Annotated in this window: 17 protein-coding genes, 1 pseudogene and 1 riboswitch; of the genes and pseudogenes, 11 read left to right on the top strand and 7 right to left on the bottom strand. The window is 63.8% G+C overall.

The annotated features are described in order from the left end of the window. Positions 1-17 precede the first annotated feature (17 nt). The 3 genes from AC50YM_RS10615 (at position 18) to AC50YM_RS10605 (ending at position 4,988) form a co-directional block, all read left to right on the top strand. A complete protein-coding gene (locus AC50YM_RS10615) occupies positions 18-479 on the top strand; it encodes a hypothetical protein (protein WP_494956913.1) in 462 nt (153 codons plus the stop codon). Between the two features lie 86 nt (positions 480-565). Then, entirely contained in the window at positions 566-4,135 is a 3,570-nt protein-coding gene (locus AC50YM_RS10610) for a beta strand repeat-containing protein (protein WP_494956912.1), read from the top strand. Between the two features lie 613 nt (positions 4,136-4,748). After that, the gene (locus AC50YM_RS10605; protein WP_494956911.1) at positions 4,749-4,988 is read left to right on the top strand and encodes a hypothetical protein; all 240 of its coding nucleotides are present in this window, start codon (positions 4,749-4,751) and stop codon (positions 4,986-4,988) included. A 720-nt stretch (positions 4,989-5,708) separates the two neighbouring features. On the opposite strand, the gene AC50YM_RS10600 is transcribed toward AC50YM_RS10605, so the two are convergent. Further along, positions 5,709-6,257, bottom strand: coding sequence for a recombinase family protein (locus AC50YM_RS10600; RefSeq protein ID WP_494956910.1), 549 nt, complete (start codon positions 6,255-6,257; stop codon positions 5,709-5,711). 334 nt (positions 6,258-6,591) lie between these two features. Between AC50YM_RS10600 and AC50YM_RS10595 the strand changes: the two genes are divergently transcribed. The 4 genes from AC50YM_RS10595 (at position 6,592) to AC50YM_RS10580 (ending at position 9,706) form a co-directional block, all read left to right on the top strand. Further along, positions 6,592-7,272: a haloacid dehalogenase type II gene (locus AC50YM_RS10595; RefSeq protein WP_494956909.1), complete on the top strand. Its 681-nt coding sequence runs from the start codon at positions 6,592-6,594 to the stop codon at positions 7,270-7,272. Between the two features lie 434 nt (positions 7,273-7,706). Further along, positions 7,707-8,324 (top strand): DUF1326 domain-containing protein, encoded by a 618-nt coding sequence (locus AC50YM_RS10590; RefSeq protein ID WP_494956908.1) that lies wholly within the window; start codon positions 7,707-7,709, stop codon positions 8,322-8,324. Between the two features lie 13 nt (positions 8,325-8,337). Next, positions 8,338-9,210: a DUF2182 domain-containing protein gene (locus tag AC50YM_RS10585; RefSeq protein WP_494956907.1), complete on the top strand. Its 873-nt coding sequence runs from the start codon at positions 8,338-8,340 to the stop codon at positions 9,208-9,210. 79 nt (positions 9,211-9,289) lie between these two features. Continuing rightward, positions 9,290-9,706, top strand: coding sequence for an ester cyclase (locus AC50YM_RS10580; protein WP_494956906.1), 417 nt, complete (start codon positions 9,290-9,292; stop codon positions 9,704-9,706). 412 nt (positions 9,707-10,118) lie between these two features. On the opposite strand, the gene AC50YM_RS10575 is transcribed toward AC50YM_RS10580, so the two are convergent. Together AC50YM_RS10575 and AC50YM_RS10570 are read right to left on the bottom strand one after the other, a co-directional pair. Further along, positions 10,119-10,478 (bottom strand): ArsR/SmtB family transcription factor, encoded by a 360-nt coding sequence (locus AC50YM_RS10575; RefSeq protein WP_494956905.1) that lies wholly within the window; start codon positions 10,476-10,478, stop codon positions 10,119-10,121. Positions 10,479-10,482: 4 nt separating this feature from the next. Next, positions 10,483-11,712, bottom strand: coding sequence for an MFS transporter (locus AC50YM_RS10570; RefSeq protein ID WP_494956904.1), 1,230 nt, complete (start codon positions 11,710-11,712; stop codon positions 10,483-10,485). 234 nt (positions 11,713-11,946) lie between these two features. Beyond that, a riboswitch (TPP riboswitch) is annotated at positions 11,947-12,054 on the top strand. Between AC50YM_RS10570 and thiC the strand changes: the two genes are divergently transcribed. Beyond that, positions 12,053-13,783, top strand: a complete 1,731-nt coding sequence (gene thiC / locus AC50YM_RS10565; RefSeq protein WP_494956903.1) for a phosphomethylpyrimidine synthase ThiC — start codon at positions 12,053-12,055, stop codon at positions 13,781-13,783. Its footprint overlaps the riboswitch before it by 2 nt. Before the next feature lie 323 nt (positions 13,784-14,106). Here the strand turns inward: thiC and AC50YM_RS10560 are convergent, their stop codons facing one another. The 4 genes from AC50YM_RS10560 to pdxR form a co-directional block, all read right to left on the bottom strand. Then, a complete protein-coding gene (locus AC50YM_RS10560; protein ID WP_494956902.1) occupies positions 14,107-14,520 on the bottom strand; it encodes a hypothetical protein in 414 nt (137 codons plus the stop codon). Continuing rightward, positions 14,521-14,727: an ANTAR domain-containing protein gene (locus tag AC50YM_RS10555; protein WP_494956901.1), complete on the bottom strand. Its 207-nt coding sequence runs from the start codon at positions 14,725-14,727 to the stop codon at positions 14,521-14,523. A gap of 725 nt (positions 14,728-15,452) precedes the next feature. Beyond that, the gene (locus tag AC50YM_RS10550) at positions 15,453-15,659 is read right to left on the bottom strand and encodes a hypothetical protein (RefSeq protein ID WP_494956900.1); all 207 of its coding nucleotides are present in this window, start codon (positions 15,657-15,659) and stop codon (positions 15,453-15,455) included. Between the two features lie 227 nt (positions 15,660-15,886). Further along, positions 15,887-17,284: a MocR-like pyridoxine biosynthesis transcription factor PdxR gene (gene pdxR / locus AC50YM_RS10545; RefSeq protein ID WP_494956899.1), complete on the bottom strand. Its 1,398-nt coding sequence runs from the start codon at positions 17,282-17,284 to the stop codon at positions 15,887-15,889. Between the two features lie 125 nt (positions 17,285-17,409). Between pdxR and AC50YM_RS10540 the strand changes: the two genes are divergently transcribed. The 3 genes and pseudogenes from AC50YM_RS10540 to AC50YM_RS10530 form a co-directional block, all read left to right on the top strand. Further along, complete coding sequence (locus AC50YM_RS10540; protein ID WP_494956898.1) at positions 17,410-18,297, top strand: dihydrodipicolinate synthase family protein; 888 nt, start codon at positions 17,410-17,412, stop codon at positions 18,295-18,297. 29 nt (positions 18,298-18,326) lie between these two features. Further along, positions 18,327-19,562: an MFS transporter gene (locus AC50YM_RS10535; RefSeq protein WP_494956897.1), complete on the top strand. Its 1,236-nt coding sequence runs from the start codon at positions 18,327-18,329 to the stop codon at positions 19,560-19,562. Between the two features lie 186 nt (positions 19,563-19,748). After that, positions 19,749-20,897: pseudogene (locus tag AC50YM_RS10530) on the top strand (trans-sulfuration enzyme family protein); the annotation flags it as partial. Positions 20,898-21,204: the final 307 nt, after the last annotated feature.

Below are 21,204 nucleotides of genomic sequence, written 5' to 3'. Positions count from 1 at the left end.
ACCTAATGGGGTACATCGTGGCAAAGAAAAAGTTCTTTCATAAGCTCAGCAAGAAGACAGTCGCATTCCTGACGGCCGCTTTCCTGATCATCGGCGGCGGGGCATACGCGTTTTGGACCACGACAGGCGGGGGAACCGGCGCGTCGCCCAACGCTTCGTCCAACGGCACCGTTGTCCTGACCGCCACGTTCGCCCCCGGGCTAACCCCCGGCGCCAGCACCGCGGTGACCTACACCGCGGCGAACCCCGGAACCTCGAGCCTGCGGGTCGGGACCATCAGCCATGTGGTGAGCACGAGTGCCCCGTTGTGTCTGCCGGCGGACTTCACCATCGCCAATGTTCTGTCCGACACGACCGTTCCGGCCGGGGCCACGGCCTTTGCCCTCGCAGGTACCGGAACGCTGACGTTCACCGACACGGCCATCAACCAGGATGCCTGCAAGGGCGCCACGGTCACGCTGACACTGTCGTCCAACTAACAGGTTCTGCAGCGGACAGGTCCGGAAGGGCCTGTCCGCTGTGTGCCCGGCAGGTCGGGACCGCTTGCAGCTAATGGAGGACTGACGTGCATTTCGTCGACGCGGGTGACGCGGGAGTACTTCACCGCGCACAGCGTGCCGTGGTGGTGATCATCCTTGTCCTCGTTGCCCTCCTGGCGCCAGGGGCCGGGCCGGCTTTTCCGTTCTCCACCGGCCCGGGTTCGGGCACAAGCTCCGCCAGCCTGGGCACAGTGCAGCCGCCCACGAACCTCACGGTCCCGGCAACGAGCACCGGAACGGTGCATCTGAGCTGGACCGCGGCCACCGGAACACCCAAGCCCACCGGCTACTTCATCACCCGCACCCGGACCAGCGACGGCGCGACCGCCGCGGCCTGCGGCACCAGCAAAACTACCACGACGCCGGTGACCTCCTGCGATGACCTCACCGTGGCTGCCGGCATCTACCGGTACACCGCCACCTCGGTGTACCGCACCTGGACCGCGTCCACTGCCCTGAGCAGCGCCGTCGGAGTGACTCCGCCCGGCACGGCAACGAAGCTCGTCTTCCTCACCCAGCCCGCCAATTCCTCGACCGGCGTCGCGCTCCCGACCCAGCCCGTCGTTGCCATCACCGACGTCAACGGCAGCATCGTCACCGCACAGCCACCCACGCCGGTCACCCTCACCGCCTCGGGCGGCACCCTGATCGGATGCGGGTCCTCAACGACCGCGAACGGGGTGGCCACGTTCTCCGGCTGCGCCGTCACCGGGGCCGGCAGCTACACGCTGACTGCGACTTCCGCGCCACTGACAAGCGCCGTCAGCACAACGTTCACCGTCGCTGGCCCCGCCGCCCAACTCGCGTTCACCGCCTCGCCGTCGAACTCCACCGGCGGCACGGCCTCGGCTACCCAGCCGGTCGTGGCCGTCCAGGACGGCTCCGGCCGGACCGTCACCACAAGCACCAGCCCCGTCACCCTGAGCATCACCGGATCTCCGGCCGGCGCCACGCTGGGGTGCGCTTCGAACCCGCTGCCGGCCACGGCCGGCAACGCGGCGTTCACCGGCTGCAGCATCAACAAGGCCGGCACCTACACCCTGACCGCCACCGGAGCGGGTTTCACCGCGATCAGCGCCAGCTTCACCATCACCACCGGACCGGCCGCCAGACTGGGATTCACCACGCAACCATCCGGGTCAACCGGCAGCGTCCCGTTCGCCACCCAACCCTCCGTCAGCATCCAGGACGCGGGCGGCAACACCATCACCACGTCCACGGCCACCGTCGACCTGACACTCACCGGCTCCTCCGGCGCCGTATTGAGCTGCGCCTCGACTGCCATCACAGCCGCCGGGGGTGTCGCCGCGTTCTCCGGCTGCAGTATCAACAAGACCGGAAGCTACACCCTGACCGCCACGTCGGCCGGGCTCATCTTCACGATCAGCAACACCGCCACGATCGCCGCCGGCGCCGCCACACAGCTTGGCTTCACCGCACAGCCGTCCGCATCCACGGCCGGCGTCCCCTTCGCGACCCAACCCGTGGTGGCCGTCCAGGACGCCGGCGGCAACACCACGACCAGTACCGCGGCCCTCACCCTGAGCATCACCGGCTCCCCGGCCGGGACCACCCTGACCTGCGCGGCGAACCCTGTCACCGCCACCGCTGGCGTCGCCGCCTTCTCCGGGTGCAGCATCAACAAAGCCGGAACCTATACCCTGACCGCCACCGGCGCCGGCTACACCACGGCCAGCCTGAACTTCACCGTCTCGCTGGGAACCCCCACGAAACTGGGCTTCACAACCAACCCAGCCAACTCCACCGGCGGTATCCCCTTCCCCGCCCAGCCCGTGGTCGCCATTCAGGACGCCGGCGGCAACACCATCACCACCAGCACCGCGGCCATCACCCTGAGCATCACCACCCCGGCCGGCGCTACCCTGGCCTGCACCACAAACCCCCTGACAACCATCTCGGGTGTGGCCGCGCTCTCCGGCTGCAACATCAACAAACCCGGAACCTACACCCTGACCGCGACCTCCGGCTCCCTCACCGCCGCCGTCAGCACCAGCATCACCATCAGCACCGGGCCCGCCACCAAACTCGCCTTCACCACCCCACCCTCCACCACCGCCGTCAACGCGGCCTTCGCCACCCAGCCCGTTGTGGCCATCCAGGACGCCGGCGGCAACACCATCGCCACCAGCACCGCCCCCGTCACGCTGAAAATCACGGCACCCACCGGCGGGGCAAACCTGACCTGCACCACCAACCCCAAAAATGCGGTCTCCGGGGCGGCCGCCTTCGCGGGCTGCAAAATCAGCAAGACCGGAACACGGACCCTGACAGCAACCTCCGGAACCCTCACCGCCGCCGTCAGCGCCAGCTTCGCCATCACCGGCGGCACGGCCACCAAACTCGCCGTCACCACCAGCCCCTCCGGGTCCACCGGCGGCATCGCCTTCCCCACCCAGCCGGCAGTGACCATCCAGGACGCCGGCGGCAACACCACCTCCAGCACCGCACCCGTCACGCTGAGCATCAGCACCCCCGCCGGCGCGGTCCTGGCCTGCACCACAAACCCCAAAAACGCCGTCTCCGGCGTTGCCACCTTTGCCGGCTGCAACATCAACAAACCCGGCACCTACACCCTGACCGCGACCTCCACCGGACTAACCGCCGCAGTGAGTACCAGCTTCACCATCACCACCGGCCCCGCCGCCAAACTCGGATTCGAGACGCAACCGTCCGGAGCCACCTACAACAATGTTTTCGCCACCCAACCCGCCGTTGCCATCCAGGACGCCGGCGGCAACACCATCACCACCAGCACCGCGACCCTCACCCTGGCCATCACCACACCCGCCGGCGCGGCCCTGAGCTGCACAACCAACCCGGTGACCGCAGCCTCCGGCGTGGCCGGCTTTGCCGGCTGCAGCATCGACAAAGCAGGCACCTACACGATGACCGCGAACTCCACCGGACTGACCCCCGCCGCGAGTGCCAGCTTCACCATCGCAGCGGGGCCGGCCACCAAACTCGCGTTCAGCACCAGCCCCTCCGGTTCCACTGGCGGGATCGCCTCCAGCACCCAGCCCGTGGTGGCCCTCCAGGACGCCGGTGGCAACACCACCACCAGCACCGCCTCAGTGACCCTGAGCATCACCACTCCCGCCGGAGCGGTCCTGGCCTGCACCACGAACCCCCAAACCGCCGTCTCCGGCGTGGCTGCCTTTACCGGATGCACCATCAACAAAACCGGCACCTACACCCTGACCGCGGCCTCAGGGTCACTCACCAGCGCCATCAGTGCCAGCTTCACCATCACCGTCGGGCCAGCGGCCAGACTCGTTTTCACCACGCAGCCTTCCGGCGCACCGGTCAACGGCGTTTTCGCCACCCAGCCCGTGGTGACCGTCCAGGACGCCGGCGGTAACACCGTCACCAGCACCGCAACCATCACACTGAGCATCACCCCGCCCGCAGGTTCCTCCAACCTGACCTGCACGACAAACCCCTTGACCACGCCCTCAGGCTCAGGCGTGGCGGCCTTTGCCGGCTGCAAAATCGACAAGAAGGCAACAAACGAGACCCTGACCGCGACCTCCGGTGCCCTCACCGCCGCGGTGAGCGCACTCTTCAACATCACCTAGACCACACAGGACGCGTCCCCTGAACCGTTACGCTCAAAGACCTCTTGAAACGGCCCGGCCCAGGTGCCCCATCCCGGCCTTCTCCGTCTTCGATCCGATGTGATAAAAATGGGCGAAGACCGCAAAAGCGGATCAGCCGACCGCCTGGTCGCTGCAGCCTTCCGATGTCCGGCAGCGGAGAACAGTCCCTAGCGATGTCATCTTCAAGAGACCGCCGCCGTTGCCCGTCTGACCGCTTCGGACTCAACCACACCCGATCCGGACGCGGCTTACGTGGCTTGCATTGACCTTCGACGCTGACCTGCACGAGCGTCCGCTGAAAGGTAGATATTCCGTCCCGACCCCGCCTCTGTTCCGTCCAGCCCGGGTAGCGTTCCCGGTCCCGCTCCGACAGTTTCGGCGGCCGTGGTGGCCGTGGCATGAATCGTCCTGACAGGTCTGGCCGGAGTGCCCCGCAGCAGTGCGCGGTAGGCTGACATGGAGACGGGGGCCGCCGTGCGGCGCAGTCGTTGCCTCAAAATGAGCGCGCGGAGATGCTTCTCCAGCGGCCAAACCGAGGGTTGGCATCGCGGACTTCTGCGAAGTGCGAGATGCCGGGGGGAATGAGTTTTGAATGGCTAAATACCAGCAGGAATTCACTCATATTGCTTTTCTGCTCGCTGACCTCGAGGTCAGTGAAGTCTGGTTAGTGTACTTCGGCTCCGGGGGCAACCAGGATCTGTGGGCCGTCGACGCGTATCTAAACTCAATGATGCCGCTGCCCGCCTACGACTGCGATCTGCTGGCGTTGGTCCTCAATGAGCGCCTGACCGAACTCCACATGCCGCACCTCGCTTCCTACCGCTCTGGCTAAGGACGCGACACTCAACTTTCAGTCCCGCCGTTCATCTCCAATAACAAGGAGGGGCGGATTCGGGTTTTGTCGCTGGCATTCGGGAGCTGTCTGGTCGCGGGGATCGGTTGTGCAAGGATTGCTGGGCCGGTCCGTGAAGATCCTGCGCGCGGCCAGATGGGGCCGGCCGCCCCAGCAACGCGCTCATCGCTGCCGACAATCGAGAACCGCGCAAGCTGGCTCCGCGTTGTTGAGACCGTGGAGCCAGCCTTAGCGGAATCGGCATGACGCGCATGCCGGTTGGCCCGCCCCCGACTTTGGTTCCCGGGCCATTCCCCTGGTCAGAGTATGCGGGGCAGGCCCGTCGGACAATACCTGCCATTGACTTGAATTTTCATCGCGCCTATGGTTTGTGGGTCCCGCCGCATCCCCCATCTGCGACGGTACGGAACGGCCGGAATGCCCCCGCGTGGGCCTCCCCCGAGAGGTCCGTGCGGGGGCGCCGTCATGTCCGGACTGCACTGCGCGTAACGTGCGGGTGCACGGAACGAATCCGACAATCAGCACTCACCTGCGCAGCGTCTTGGACAGGCTGGGACTCCGCACCCGACTCCACCTGGTTGTATTCGCACACGGACGCCGTCCGCCGGGCACCTGAAACAGACAACGCTTGGTATCCGCTGCGGTTGCCCGACCTCTTAGATGTCATCGTCGGGCTGTCGGAACCGCTCGCCGTATTACCTAAATAAGGTATCGGTAGACGGTGGCGCGGGAGACTCCGAGCATCTTGCCGATGTCGGACGCGCTGATTCCTTTGGCTTTGAGTTCCTTGGCCCGAGCAGCGGCAGCGTCGTCCACTTTGCGGGGTCTTCCGCCGTGGCGGTTGTTAGCCGCGGCGGCAGCCAGACCGGCTCTGGTCCGTTCGATCATCGTGTCGGGCTCCAGCTGCGCGAACGCTGCCATGATCGTCAGCATGGCGGTGCCCATGGGCCCGGTCGTGTCGAGTCCTTCGGTCAGGGACCGGAAACCCGCCCCCCTATCCCGAATGTCCTCGATGATGTCCAGGACGTCCCGGGTGTTGCGGCCCAGGCGGTCGAGTTTCCACACGGTGAGTACGTCGCCGGTCTCCAGCCGGTCCAGGGCTTTGGACAACTGAAGGCGTTCGACCGTGGATCCGCTGACACCATTGTCGGCGAAGGTCCGGGCTGCGCCGGCGGCCTTGAGTGCAGTGAGCTGCAGATCAAGGTTCTGTTCCGCGGTGGAAACCCTCGCATACCCGATCACAGCCATGGTCGCCCCGCACTTCTCTTAATCCCGAACAATTTGCCGTTGTGAGATTATCTGTTGTTGGACGGGTTTTGAGACATCGAAGGTCCGTGTCGAACCGCGCGATCCTCGGCATTCCTGACGCCGCCTCAAAAACGGTCCGACCGTCTCAGTAATGGATCATTTTTGAGAACCAAACAACCACCAAGCCTCCGCCGGTGGCACTACAACGCTTACGAAATCGCAAATGTCCCGCGTGCCAGCACCTTGGAGGCCCAATAGAACCTGCGGCACTCCCTCACGCAAGGAAAGGAGGACACTTGAACGAAGAAACTGCACACCATAACAAGGAGTTTCCATGACCAACGCCAGTCCAGTGATCGTCTTTGATGTCAACGAAACTCTTTCCGACATGTCCCCCATGGGCAAACGCTTCAGCGAGATCGGCGCGCCGGCTGAACTGGCCAGACTCTGGTTCGCCACACTGCTGCGCGACGGCTTCGCACTCACCGCCAGCGGCGACAAAGGATCCTTCGCCGCCATGGGGTCCGAGGCACTCCGGGGAATCCTTACCGGTGTGGGGCTTAACCGGCCACTTGAGGCAGCGGTCGAGCATGTTATGGGCGGCCTGACGGGCCTGAGCGTACATCAGGACGTCCCGGATGGAATTAGGGCACTCGCCGCTGCCGGATTCCGGCTCATCACACTCAGCAACGGCTCGGCCCAGATCGCAGCGAAGCTGTTCAGCGACGCAGGAATCCGTGACGAGTTTCAGTCACTGCTCTCTGTCGAAGACGCGGCCGCCTGGAAGCCGGCACGTGCGTCCTACGAATATGCCGCCGCCACCTGCGGGGCCGACGCCGCCGACATGGTGCTGGTCGCCGTCCATCCTTGGGACATCCACGGCGCCACCCGCGCCGGTCTGCGCACGGCGTGGCTGAACAGGACAGGGGAAAGCTACCCCGACTACTTTCAGGCGCCTGATTTCACAGTCACCGCGCTGACCGAGCTTCCCGCGGCCCTGACAGCAACGTATTGACGAGATCCGCGGATCCCGGACGCCCCGGGCATCGTCGCCGCCCTCCGCCAGGTGCTACAACTGTTGCCTTGAGGGTGATCCCCGCGAGGTTTTGACCGCGATGTCCGTGGATCCCGGCATGATGACCGCCACTGGTGAAAATCAGGTATCCGGACTTTGCGGCCCCGCCGATCCGGGGTTTTCGCCACGATCACATCTCCGTCGCACACCTGATCGAGGGCCTCGCGGCGTCCCAGGGGTTCGGGGTGGAGCCGGATTATTTATCCCCGTAGATGTGATTGGGGGATGCCCTCGCCACGGACTGCGGGCATATTGACACGCTCGTTTCGCCGGAATACTGTCTGCCTTAACGGGGCATTTTGCCCTAATTCTAAGTTTCTCGGCGCTGATTCTGGGCCGCTTCTGCTTGGCTAGGGCGCCGGCAAGGAGTCCTCATGTCTTGGGAAATGTCCGGAAAGTATGTTGGCAACTGCAGCTGCCAGTTGATCTGTCCGTGCCCGGTCGACGGTCTGCCTACCGGGCCTGACGGCGAGTGTCGCGGCGTGAATGTGTTCCATATTGCGAGTGGAAAACTCGATGACACGGATCTGTCCGGCGTCGACTTCGTATTCTGCAACTGGTTCCCGTCTAATCTCACCGCTGGTGGCTGGAAAGTGGGAGTGGTGGTCGACGACGGCGCGTCGGAAGCACAGGCCACCGCTTTGGAAACCATCCTTCACGGTGAGGCTGGCGGACCGTTCGGGGATCTGGCGGCGTTGTATGGGGAATGGCTGGGAGTGGAGCGAGCCAGTGTTACGTTCTCGGACGGGGACACCCCGTCCGCCTCAGTGCCGGGGCACGTGAACTTCACGTTCGAGCCGCTGCCTGGACCTGACGGCGGTGTTACCACCGTCAAGAACGCGATGTTCGGTTTCGCCCCGGAATTCCTGATTGGCAAAGCGCCGGGACACTCGGACCTCTTCGGCCTTGATTTCGAGGGCGTCTACGGTGAGAGCGCGGACTTCACCTTCGCCAGCGAGATGGCCGATAACGCCCCCAAGTTGCGGGCATGAGCACTGCCAGCTGATGCTTCACAGGAAGCTGTTCACCCCAGGCGGCTCGCGACCAGTCGCGCGCGCCGCCTTTTCGGCTGCGTCGACGTCGCGTTTCTCATCCGCCGCTTCCGCTGGACCGGCCTCCGCCTCCCGCGTCGATCCACGGGCGGCTGGCCTGATCGCGGTCCTGCTCGTACTCGCCGCGGCGAGTTGGGTTTTTACCGCCACGCAGCTGAACGGGATGGACATGGGCCGCTGGACGGACCCGGGACCGCTGGGATTCTTCGTCACGACGTGGGTTGTCATGCTGGCGGCCATGATGTTCCCTTCCGTGGCGCCAATGGTCGTGGCCTACGCCAGAATCCAGAGCCACCGACGCAAAATGGGGCGCTATGCGCCGGCGGGATCCACGGCCGTGTTCGTGGCCGGGTACTTGATCGTGTGGACCGCCTTCGGGGTGATGGCGTATTCCCTCTACGCCTGGGTCGCGTCGATGGTTCCCGGGATTTTCGGCCCGGAGCAAGGCAGCCGGTACCTAGCGGCCGGGGTCATTATGATGGCGGCGGTCTATCAGCTGACTCCCGCCAAGAACGTCAGCCTGATGAAATGCCGCACACCCATGGACTTCATCCTGCACCGCATGCACCCCGGATACCGTGGCGCGCTGCGCATGGGAATTGAGCACGGGGCGTGGTGCGTCGCATGCTGCTGGGCGCTGATGGTGGCGCTGTTTGCGCTCGGTGTAATGAGCATCGGCTGGATGGCGTTGGTTGGGGCGTTCATCGCCGGCGAGAAGATGCTCCCGTGGAAGCGACTCGCCAACCGCTCAGTTGCGGTGGCACTGGCTGTCATCGGACTCGGTGTAGTCCTGTCGCCCGCGGCCATGAGCGGCCCAGGGATGTAACGGACGAGGCCGGCACGCTGCGCCGGCCGCCCACCACAAGGGGGACACCTGAACGGTCTCATACACAAAGGAGTCGAAAATGACTGACGGGGCTGGACTGATAATGCGCTTTTACAAGGAGATACTAGAGGGCGGAAATCTCGCCCTCATTGATGAGCTGGCGACGGATGACTACGTCGATCACGAAGAGGCACTTCCTGGACAGCCGCCCGGCAAAGACGGCGTCCGATTCTTCGTGAATGCAGTCCGGACCGCGTTCCCGGACATCAAGGTCAAGACGATCGAGCCGTCGCTCGCCAACGGAGACATGGAAGCGTGCCACGTAATTCTGACAGGCACTCATCGTGGGGAGATGGCCGGCATTCCAGCAACGGGCAAGACTGTCGAATTCGGCAGCACTGACATAATCCGGGTCGAGAACGGCAAGGTCGCCGAGCACTGGGGAACCACCGACAACATGGGACTCATGCAGCAGATCGGCGCCATCCCTGCGTAGGACGCAGGGAACGCCCTCAAGATGATGATGGAACGTGCCAGACGACAGCACTCCCCTGCCCGGCATTCGCTGATCCGTGGGGCCTTTGAGATCGCGACGTCCGCTCTCCGGGTCCCGATGCGACATGGACTTGCGCTATCTCAAAGGCAATAAGACAACAGGAAGTCTCACTTCGGCAAAGTGTTCGGACTAGGGGAGACTTCTGGATCTGTAAGTCGCAGCGGTGATTGGAAGGGCTTCGGCGGCGCTATGCGGCCCGCGCCGCAGGTTCATCGTCCCGCAGCTTGATGGGTTGCCGTTTCATCCGGCACGGGTTAAGACTGCGAACCCGGCCGTCGCCGTCCCGGGGCCGCTAACGTTCTGCTGCATGATGGCAGGGGTCTTCTCGGGGCAAGCTTCGGCCGCGTGCGGGTCAGTCGTGGGAGGGTTCGCCGGTGACTTTGTGGTCGGCGTGGTTCAGGCCTTCCATGACCAGACGGGTCAGGTGCCCGTCGGTGAGGCTGTAGATGACCCGGCGGCTTTGTTTTTGGCTGGTGACGAGGCCGCTGAAGCGTAGCTTGGCCAGGTGCTGGCTGACTGAGGTGCGCGAGGCTCCGGTCTGTTCCACCAGGGTGCCGACGTCGGAGGGCTCCTGGGCCAGGAGCCAGAGCAGGTGCAGCCGGGTGGGGTCCGAGAGCATCCGGAACGTGGCGGTGGCTGCGTCCAGCCGGCGGGAATCCGGTGCTTCGGGGTGATGGAAGCTGGCGGCCGGAATGGGTTGTACGTTTTCCACCGGTTCAGCCTTTCATCGTCTCCGGCACAGAACCGGGCCTGGATACTGCGGGCCAGAATCGGAACGCCGCAACTGTACTGATTGTAGCCACGATGGCCAGCACGGCTGCTGCTACCGGCTGGCCGGCGGCGGCGCCGATCCAGCCGGCGATCGGGTAGGTGATGATGAAGCAGGCGTGGGAGAGGGAGAACTGGGCGGTGAAGATGTAGGACCGGGTGCTCTCGGTCGCCGCGCGGCGCAGCAGGCGGGCCGAGGGGGTGTTGATCATCGAGGTCCCGGCGCCGAGAACCACCCACAGGCCCAGCAGAACCGGCCAGGTCCCCGGCACGGCCAAAAGGACGAAAGCCCCTGCCAGGCCGACGGAGAGCAGTACGGCGCCGGCACGCATGAGGACCCGGTCCGGCACCCGGTCCAGTATCCTGGGCGCGGTCAGCGCGACGAGCATCGACCCGGCACCGAAACAGGCCAGGGCGACCGCGACGTCGGCGTTGGAACCGCCGAACATGTCCCGGGCGTAGACGACTGTGTTCACCAGTACCAGGGCGGTGGCGGCAGCGACGGCAAGATTTAGGGCCATCAGGGCCCGCAGTTCAGGGTTGCGGGCAAAGATCCGCGTGCCCAGGGTGGTCCGGTGCCACAACGTCCCTTCCTGCTTCACGACCGGCGCCGCAGGAAGACGGGTGGTGACCACGAGGGCTGCGGAGAGCAGGAATCCGGCCACGGTCCCGAGGAACAGGTCGTGGAAGGACAAAACCGTCAGGAGAGCTGCCGCAAGGGCCGGGCTGACCAGCGACTCCAGGTCGTAGGCCAGACGTGAGAGGGAAAGGGCGCGGGTGTACTGGCGTTCATCGGGGAGGATGACCGGGATCAGGGACTGGAACGCCGGGGTGAAGGTAGCCGAGGCGCTCTGCAGCAGGAAGACCAGGACATAGATCTGCCACGCCTGGTCCACCATCGGCAGCATCAGTGCGATACCGGCACGGATCAGGTCCGCCCCGACCAGCACCGCCTTTTTCGGCAGCCGCTCCACCAGTGCCGCCATCAAAGGGGCCACGAAGACATAGGCGAGCATCTTGATCGTCAGTGCCGTCCCCAGAACGGCACCGGCCTGACCGCCGGCCAGATCAAAGGCCAGCAGGCCCAGAGCCACCGTCAGAAGCCCGGTGCCCAGCAGGGCCACAATCTGGGCCGAAAACAGCTTCCGGTAGGCCGGAACGGCCAGAACTTCAATCAAAGCGACTCCTCGAAACTATGACAGATACTTCAATACGTGCTTACATGCGCACTTATAAGATTAGTAGATGCCGCCCCTGTTCGGAAACGGCGCCCGATCTACACTCCGCTTCAGTCCGCGCACCAGAACCCGACGCCGTTGGCTACTGCAGCGCTTGGAGCTCTGGCGCCGCAAAAGGGCGGGAGGGTGAATCATCCATGCCGGTAGTGCCTGCACGCCGGGGTGCTAGGGTTTTTTCATCCACACGGGTGCCCTTGCAGGGGCTGAGATCGGGCTGATGCAGTCCGCGACCGTTGAACCTGTCCGGGTAATGCCGGCGAAGGAAGTAGGAAAACCACTGATGAGCTCAATGAATTCGCATTCGCTCGCGTACGCCCGCGACCCGGAACACGGCATTAGCGTCCCTGTCACCGAGATCGCCTTGGAGGACTCTCCGAACGGGGTGAAGAATCCACCGTTCACGGCGTACCGGACGGCCGGCCCTGGTAGCGATCCGGTGATCGGTCTGGAGCCGTCCCGGTCCGGATGGATAGAGTCCCGGGGCGACACCGAGCCCTACGGCGGCCGGGAACGCAACCTGCTCGACGACGGAAAGTCCGCCGTGCGCCGGGGCGCCGCGTCCGCTGAATGGAAGGGCACGCAGCCGGTGCCCCGCCGCGCCCTCGAGGGTAAGACCGTCACCCAGATGCACTACGCCCGCCAGGGCACCATCACCCCCGAGATGCGGTTCGTGGCAGTGCGGGAAAACTGCGACGTCGATCTGGTCCGCAGCGAAGTCGCCGCCGGCCGGGCCATCATCCCGAACAACATCAACCACCCCGAATCCGAGCCCATGATCATCGGCAAGGCCTTCCTGGTCAAAATCAATGCCAATATCGGCAACTCCGCCGTGACAAGCTCCATTGCCGAGGAAGTGGACAAACTGCAGTGGGCGGCCCAGTGGGGCGCCGACACGGTCATGGACCTTTCCACGGGGGATGACATCCACACCACCCGCGAGTGGATCATCCGCAACTCCCCCGTCCCCATCGGCACGGTCCCGATCTACCAGGCGCTGGAGAAGGTCAACGGTGAGGCCAATGACCTGACCTGGGAGATCTACCGGGACACGGTGATCGAACAGTGCGAGCAGGGCGTGGACTACATGACCGTCCACGCCGGCGTGCTGCTCCGCTATGTGCCCCTGACGGCGAACAGGGTCACCGGCATCGTATCCCGCGGCGGGTCCATCATGGCCGGCTGGTGCCTGGCCCACCACCGGGAGAACTTCCTCTACACCCACTTCGACGAGCTCTGCGAAATCTTCGCCAAGTACGACGTCGCCTTCTCCCTCGGCGACGGACTGCGGCCCGGCGCGACCGCGGATGCCAATGACGCCGCACAGTTCGCTGAACTGGACACCCTCGCCGAACTCACCAAGCGGGCATGGCAGTACGACGTGCAAGTCATGGTCGAAGGCCCCGGGCACATCCCCTTCCACCTCGTCCGCGAAAACGTCGAACGCCAGCAGGAACTCTGCGACGGCGCACCCTTCTACACCCTCGGCCCGCTGGTGACCGATATTGCCCCGGGCTATGACCACATCACCTCAGCCATCGGCGCCACCGAGATCGCCCGCTACGGCACCGCGATGCTCTGCTACGTCACTCCCAAGGAACACCTCGGGCTGCCGAACAAGGACGACGTTAAGACCGGTGTCATCACCTACAAGATCGCCGCCCACGCGGCAGACCTCGCCAAAGGCCACCCCGGAGCCCACGAACGCGACGACGCCCTGTCCAAGGCACGCTTCGAATTCCGCTGGCGGGACCAGTTCGCCCTCTCCCTGGATCCAGCCACAGCCGAATCCTTCCACGACGAGACCCTGCCCGCGGAGCCGGCCAAGACCGCGCACTTCTGCTCCATGTGCGGACCCAAGTTCTGCTCCATGCGGCTCTCCCAGGACATCCGCGACCAGTTCGGAGGCATGTCCGAACAGGAAGCCATCGCAGGAATGAACGCCAAATCCACCGAATTCCGCGAATCCGGCGGCAAGGTCTACCTCCCCGAACCCGTCCTGCCCAGAAGCTAGGACCATGTCGGGGCAGCGCTGGTCCCCCGGGCCCGGTCCTGCCCCGGCCCCGGACTAAGAAACCTGTTCGAAAAAGCCAGTGGGGTCGCCGCGGGCTTATCCGCACGCGGTCTCCTGGCGCCGACAGAAATGCTGGCTGACTCCGTTTAGCCGACAGGGTCGGTGGTGTTTACTTGAAGCCTGCGGTCTTCCGGGTACCGTCCACCTGCGTGAGGGTGAACTTGCAGGTAGCGCGGTTGTTCTCTGGCACCGGGCCGGTCTTGATCTGGGCGTTCATCGTCCATGACACGTCATAGCTGAGACCCAGCAGGGAGTATCCCTGGTTAGTGCCGCCTTCGATCTTTGTAAGCGTGATGGATCGGGAGCCAATCGAGGGCCGCCTGAGCTGTACGCCACCTCGTAGTTACCCGCCCTTGCGGTCCCTCGGTCGACGAGCATGACGCTCTCTGGTCTTTCTTGAGAAAGTCCATTGTTTCCTGCTGGCTCACCGGGAGGACGTTGCCGCTGTGCTGCGACCACCATTCGTCTACGGCCGCTGGGTTCATCCAATTGTTGTTGAGGGTGGAATCGAGGAACTCTTCGGCGACGAAGGTCCCGGCTACTTCCTGGGCGGCGGTGATCTGCGCCTCGTTGAACAGGTTGCTGGCGGAGGCTTGGACGATTGCCGGGTTGTACTTCAGGGCCTTGTCGTCGTCGGCGATGGTGGTCTCCGTACAAGCGACTTCCAGAACAGTCACTTATCCCTTGAAGGGCGTTATGGAGCCGCCGCCAGGGAATTGTTCGATCAGTTCCGCGGCGACGTCACGCAGTTTGCGGCTGCGGTGGCTGGAGACCTTATTGAGTATTGCCATCGCTTCGGCCTGCGAACACCGGTTTTGCGCCATAATGACCCAGCAGGCGAGGCTGATGGTGGTCCTGCTTTGCATCGCCGTTTCCAGGTCCACAGCACGGTCCGTGGCGGCGCCAATGCGTACTGAAAGATGGAGAGCGTTGTGCGCCGCAGCCGCAAACCCTACGGCCTTTCGTAGACGGTCGGCGTGAAAGCGCCAGCCTTCGACGCGAAGAAGTTAGTGCGGCACTGGCCTCACCACTGATTTCCAAGGGCACGCCCAACGCGCTACGGACATTCATCTCAACGAACTTCCGGTTCAACTCGGGCCACCGAACATCCGAAGCGATGTCCCCAATCACCACAGGGGACATCACTTTGAGCGCAGAAATGCAGGGCCCCGCGCCAACATCGTGCTCTATCTGGTCCAGCTGCAGAGCACGTTTACTGCTTCCTGCGGCGGTAGCGGACTATCGCCTTACCTTGACCGTGACCGCGCACTCGATGTCATCTCCGGCAACTTCTGAACAGCTGCCGCTGCGAGCGTCGACAGCCCCGAGAGAAACTCAGTTACATTTCCGGCCCCCACCAGAAGTGACTGAAGCTGGCGTACAGGATCATCTTCCGGGGCATGTGGCATCGGCCCATCGTACGCTCGAACTCTTCCCTGATCCGCACGCTCATGCGCACTGGCAGGCGACTTCTGGCACCGGGTGCAAGCAGTTCCTGAAACGGTAGAACCGTGATGGGCGTGGCACGTCTATTTCCGCCGCGCTCATCCGCCTTCCTTGGATGATCATGGGACATTACTACCCGGTGAGGTATGTGGTCAGACAGCGGTTAGCCTGAGGCGACTGCCTCCAGCGCCCACCCGAGGATTGCGTTGTCGAAGTCCTCAAGGACAAGGGCCTCATGGATATACGCATCGAACTCCCAGAGCCCAACGCTGCCGCCCTGGCCCCAATAATGAAGCCAAAGCACCGGGAGGGAAAGTTCGCCAGAGTCGACCCAGCGTTTGGCTTGTTGGCGCGCGTCGTGGTCATTCACACGTGGCCCTCCGGGTGACGGACTGGCCGGCCTGCGGTGCTGGCGATGGCCTCGTGCGTTTTATCAGCATGCTTACTATATTCCCACGTGGTTCCCCCTTGCCACAAGGTCGGCAACCGCGAAGGGCGACATGTCTCGTTCGTTATTGAACGGTTGTTTGTAGAGTGCCCTGAAGACTGCCTCTCGGTTGCCGTGACTCGGGACCGGGCAATGCTTCCCAGTGGCCCTCACAACGCCGAGTCCAGCAGGTTTGCTAAAACGTTGAAGGCTTTGATCAACTGGAGGTCAGTGACAGCTCCATAGCCTATGACCAAGCCGTTCATGGGGGTGCGTTCGGTGTAGTAACCAGCCAGGGGTATCACCCGGACGCCCTGTTTCAGCGCGGCACCGGCCAGGTCTGCGGCGTCGGGTTTTTCAAACCTGATGACCGCATGCAGCCCTCCATCGAGAGCCGAGAGCTCCAGATCCCCGCGTGACCCCAGACGGTCTATGAGCAGGGCGCGGCGGTGTGAGTACTCCCGCCTGGCACGGGTGATGTGTCGGGAAAGCCCGCCTCCTTGGATGTAGTGGGCAAGAGCTGACTGCAGTACTCCTGCTACCGGGGTGTCCAGAGCTTCACGTACTGCTTTGAGCCGCTGTCCGGCAGCACCCCGTACCACCAGGTATCCGCAGCGCAACCACGGGCTCAGGTTTTTGGAAAAGGTCCCTAGAAGCACCACATCAGCATTCGTAGGCAGCGAAGCGACGGCAGGAAGTGGCATCCTGTTGTGACGAAATTCGCTGTCGTAGTCATCTTCCAGGACGAGAACCCCGTGTTGATCGGCCCATGTCAGCAGGCCCAGCCGTTCCTGGACGGCCATTCTGCCTCCCAGCGGGTATTGGTGGCTGGGCGTTATGAGGACTGCCTCAGGTATCTCCCTGAGATTGGCCAGCTGTGAACTTCGCAGGCCGTTTTCATCCACTGGGACGCTGAGCAGCCGCGCACCGGCGGCTCTCATGACTCGACGGGCTGTTGGGTAGCCGGGATCCTCAATCAGGATGCGCGGATGATCCCGCTGGCTTCGGAGCATGGCAACGATCAGGTGCAGCGCATCGCTGGTGCCGCCGGTGATGATGATGTCCTCGGGTTCCGCGGAGAGTCCCCGGGACACTGCCAGGTGTTGTGCGACCGCTTCCCTCAGCGCCAACGTCCCGAGGGCCGGTGGCAGATGCGTTGTTCCCTGCTCCGCAAGGGCCTTTTTCCACGCATGGCGCCATTCCCTGTGCATGAAAGGGGACGCGGAAGGCCGGCCCGGGGTTAGATCAATCAAGTCATTGCGGGCCGGGCTGCTCCTTGGCTGCCTCTCGCTCAAAGGCCGGCTCTGAATATCAGGGCGCACCGCCACCCTGGTCCCGCCTGCTCCGCTGCTTTCAAGGAACCCCTCGCCGGACAATTGCTCGAATGCCCGGACCACCACTCCCCGTGAAACACCCAGTTCAGAGGCCAACCTTCGGGTTGCGGGAAGGGTGTGTTCGGGCTGAAGGAGTCCACTGAGGATGGCGCTGCGTAGTTGGCTGGCCATTTGGGCCGCCAGAGAGACAGGGCTTTGCCTGTCGAGTTCGATTGGTATTTCGGCTTCACCCATTGGACCTCCCGGGTTGGTTTTTCTTGGACCTAGTGTAGGACCAAAGGGTTTGGGAGCATGAAACGCATAATGATCTCCACGCTGCGTTCCGCCCGGCCTCCGCAGCCACAAGAAAGCAGGATTCCGTGTTCAACGGCCTTTGCGCATTCCCCCTTACGCCCATGAACGGGGAAACTGTCGACCTGGACGCCCTTGCCAGGCTGGTGTCCCGCGCTGCCCAGGCCGGCGTGGATTCCCTGGGTGTTCTTGGCTCGACGGGAAACTACGCCTACCTCTCCCGCGACGAACGTCACGCTGTCCTTGAGACGTCAGTCAACGCCGCTGCCGGTGTTCCGGTTCTCGCCGGCGTAGGGGCAGTGCGCACACGGGACGTGCTGGTGCTGGCCGAGGACGCGCAAGCTGCCGGCGCGTCGGCGTTGCTTCTGGCTCCCGTCTCCTACCAGCGACTGACCGAGGCGGAAGTATTTGGCTTGTACGAAGACGTTGCCGCCGAATCGACACTTCCCATCGTCGTCTATGACAACCCCGGCACCACCGGCTTCACCTTCACTGATGACCTGCACGCCCGCATCGCCCGGATTCCAGGAGTAGCGTCCATCAAGATCCCGCCACCACCGGCGCGGGAAGTTGCCGCCCGGCTGGGGAAGCTCCGCTCAGGACTGCCACAGGGAACAACAGTAGGTATCAGCGGGGACTGGGTCGCAGCTGAAGCGCTGCTTGCCGGCTGCGACCTTTGGTACTCGGTCATCGCAGGGGTGCTCCCCCAGCAGGCCAGGACCATGGTGGATCACGCAGTCGCCGGCCGGAGCGATCAGGCATCTGAAGCGTCCGCGAAGCTCGAACCCTTGTGGTCTCTCTTCCGAACCTATGGCAGCCTCCGCGTCACTGCAGCGCTGGCCGAAGACTTTGGACTCGTCTCGTCAGCGCCGCTGCCCCTGCCGCTGCGGGGACTGGACAGCGAAGGACGGGACAAGGTAGCCGACGCCATCCGCCTTATTGGGCTGGAGGTATAGACGATGACGGTTCCTTCAGGGAGGACGCCGTGAGTCTTCCCCGCAGCGAAGTCCAGACGGGACGGGATCCGGGAAGGCCACCCGCTCCCGGAGGTCTTGCCCGGTACGTCTTTGCAGCCACCCTGGCCCGCAGCGCGGACGGCGGTGCCGTCGTCGCTATCGTCCTGCTCGTGACCACCAGCGGAGCCCCCGGCTGGCTGGCCGGAATTCTCGGCGCCTGCATCACGGCACCGCACCTCTTTGGTCCCCTCATTGCCAGACGTCTGGACACGGCCCGCGACGGCCGGACAGTGATCGCCTGGGCCTGCATGGCACACGGGCTCACACTGGCAGCTGCTGTTCTGCTGTATCCGGTCACGTGGCCGATTGTCCCCGGCCTGCTGCTCATAGCGTCCGGGCTGGTCGGCCCCCTGCTGACGGGCGGCATCAGCAGCCGCCTGGCCGCGATCGCGGGCAGTGACAGAACCAGCCAACGGCGCGCCCAAGGATGGGACGTTGCCACCTACGGCATCGGCGGCACCATTGGGCCTTCCCTGATAGCAGCTGTCTCGGCGTGGGCGGATCCTGCCGTGGCGGCGTTGCTCCTCGCAAGCTCAACGTTTATCGCAGCCGCAGCAGTCAGGCTTTTGCCCTACTCGCCCCCTGCAACTGTCCCCTCGGAAGTTCCCCGCCCCGGGCGGACGCTGTTAATGATGGTCTCAAGCGGCCCCTTGCGGCGCACGCTCTACCTGACTGTCGTCATCGCCTTGTCGGTCGCGGCACTGCCCATCACCGCGGTCGCCTCCACAGGGGAACTCCGGGTTGAACCGGCCGCCGCGGGAATCCTCACAGCGGCATACGGTCTCGGCGGCCTTCTAGGATCCGCAGGGGTGATGATCCGGCCCATGCGAACTGATGCGGACCCGTTGATGACCTGGCTGGGTGCCGCCGTCGGGCTCGCCTTGTGCGGGGCCGCTTTCGCTGGGACCTTCCCCATAGCCGCCGCGGCATACTGCTTCGCCGGAGTACTCAATTCCTATTTCTTCGCAGCAACCTTGGCGGCCCGCAGCGAGTACGCACCAGCTGCGGCGCGCGGTCAGGTTTTTGTTTGGATCGGCGCCTTAAAGATCACCGCCGGATCAGCCGGCACCGCCCTGGCAGGGGCCATCATCGCACCCGCAATCCACCTTCCCCTGCTCCTGGCATCCGGGCTCATCGCCGTGGCCGTATTCGTATCGGTCCTTGACCGCCATCGCGAACGGAACCGAACCCCGACTCCTGCCTGATGGGCTACACATGATGGCTGCACTTCCCTTGAGGTCTCAACGACAATGCCGTTGCTACTCACCAGCCGTCTCGGCACCTATCGGTCAATAGCTGTCACACGAGAAGAAAGACACAAAGACATGAAGCGACAACCCGATAAACACCTCCCGGCATCGGTGCATGAATCCACGTAGGCCGTCCACGGAGGTAACAACATTGATCAGGGAACCGGCGCGCTGCGCACTCCCCTGATCATGGCGAATTCGTACCTGTTGCCAGAAGATCCCTCCACGATGAACTGGTCCAACGCCGAAGGCCTCGTTTACACGAGGAACTCAGGCGCAAACCAGCAGGCGCTGGAGACAAAACTGGCAGCACTCGAAGGCGGTGAAGCAGCGGCTGTTTTCGCGACCGGCGTCGCGGCCCTGCACGGGATGTTCTTCACACTGCTCAACTCCGGCGACCATATCGTCGTATCCGACGTCACCTATGAAGCAGTCTGGCGCCTATTCAGCGAGCTGCTGCCGCAGAAATACGGAATTGAAGCGACTTTCGTCGACGTCGCCGATCTCGATGCCGTCCGCGCCGCCATCCGAGCCAACACGCGCCTCGTGCACGCGGAAACCATCGCAAACCCCACTACCAAGGTCACCGATATAGCCAGCCTGGCAAAGATTGCCCACGATGCAGGAGCATTGCTCAGCATTGATGGGACATTCACGCCACCGCCGTTCTACCGTCCCATCGAAGACGGCGCAGACCTCGTCATTCACTCACTCACGAAGTACATCAACGGCCACGGCGATGCCATGGGCGGTATTGTCATCGGCCGCCGGGAACATGTCCATCGCATCAGGCTTGACTCGATCGTCCCTGTCGGAGGCGTCATCTCTCCGTTCAACGCCTGGATGATCATGCGCGGCTCCGTTACCCTACCGCTTCGGTTGAAGCAGCACTTTGAGAGTGCCGAGAAGGTAGCAGCTGCCCTCGAATCAGATCCGCGAGTTGCCTACGTAAACTACCCCGGCCTCGCTTCGCACCCCCAACACGAACTGGCACGCAAGCAATTCGGAGGCCGCGGATACGGCGCCATGCTCGCCTTCGCGGTGGAAGGCGACTCTGATGCCCAGAACCACTTCGTGAACAACCTGCGCGTGATCACTTCGGCCGTGTCGCTGGGCCACGACGAAACCCTCATCGTTCACGCCGGCCCAGAGAGTCGCGGAGGCAGCGAAACCTACCCGGAGCCATTCCTCAAGTACGGCCACCTGCGCCTGTCAATCGGTCTGGAAGATCCAGAAGACCTCATCGACGACATCACCAACGCGCTCGACGAAACATTCTCAACGCAATAGCCCTGACGGCACAGACCATCGTGGTGACACCGTGGATTTTGCGTAATGGGCCCGTCAAACAGCGGTCCACCGAAACCAGTCGGACTTCTACGCTCAGAGCCGGCACACAAGCGGGTGCCGGCTCTTGCTCCCTGTTCCCGGATGTTCTCGATGATGCCCAGGACGTGGCGGGTGCCGCACCCCAGGCGGTCGAGTTTCTACACGGTGAGCAAGTCACCGGTCTCTACCGGGTCCAGAGCTTTGGAGAGCTGAGGGCGTTCCACCGTGGATCCGCTGACTCCGTTGTCTGCAAAAGGGCTGCGCAGGC

Source organism: Pseudarthrobacter sp. RHLT1-30-1 (genome assembly GCF_059383415.1).
This window is presented reverse-complemented; position numbering and strand designations above follow the sequence as displayed.

Coding starts and splice junctions, on each gene's coding strand:
- AC50YM_RS10605 (WP_494956911.1), top strand. CDS start 4,749: ATGGCTAAATACCAGCAGGAATTCACTCATATTGCTTTTCTGCTCGCT.
- AC50YM_RS10600 (WP_494956910.1), bottom strand. CDS start 6,257: ATGGCTGTGATCGGGTATGCGAGGGTTTCCACCGCGGAACAGAACCTT.
- AC50YM_RS10595 (WP_494956909.1), top strand. CDS start 6,592: ATGACCAACGCCAGTCCAGTGATCGTCTTTGATGTCAACGAAACTCTT.
- AC50YM_RS10590 (WP_494956908.1), top strand. CDS start 7,707: ATGTCTTGGGAAATGTCCGGAAAGTATGTTGGCAACTGCAGCTGCCAG.
- AC50YM_RS10585 (WP_494956907.1), top strand. CDS start 8,338: ATGCTTCACAGGAAGCTGTTCACCCCAGGCGGCTCGCGACCAGTCGCG.
- AC50YM_RS10580 (WP_494956906.1), top strand. CDS start 9,290: ATGACTGACGGGGCTGGACTGATAATGCGCTTTTACAAGGAGATACTA.
- thiC (WP_494956903.1), top strand. CDS start 12,053: ATGAGCTCAATGAATTCGCATTCGCTCGCGTACGCCCGCGACCCGGAA.
- pdxR (WP_494956899.1), bottom strand. CDS start 17,284: ATGGGTGAAGCCGAAATACCAATCGAACTCGACAGGCAAAGCCCTGTC.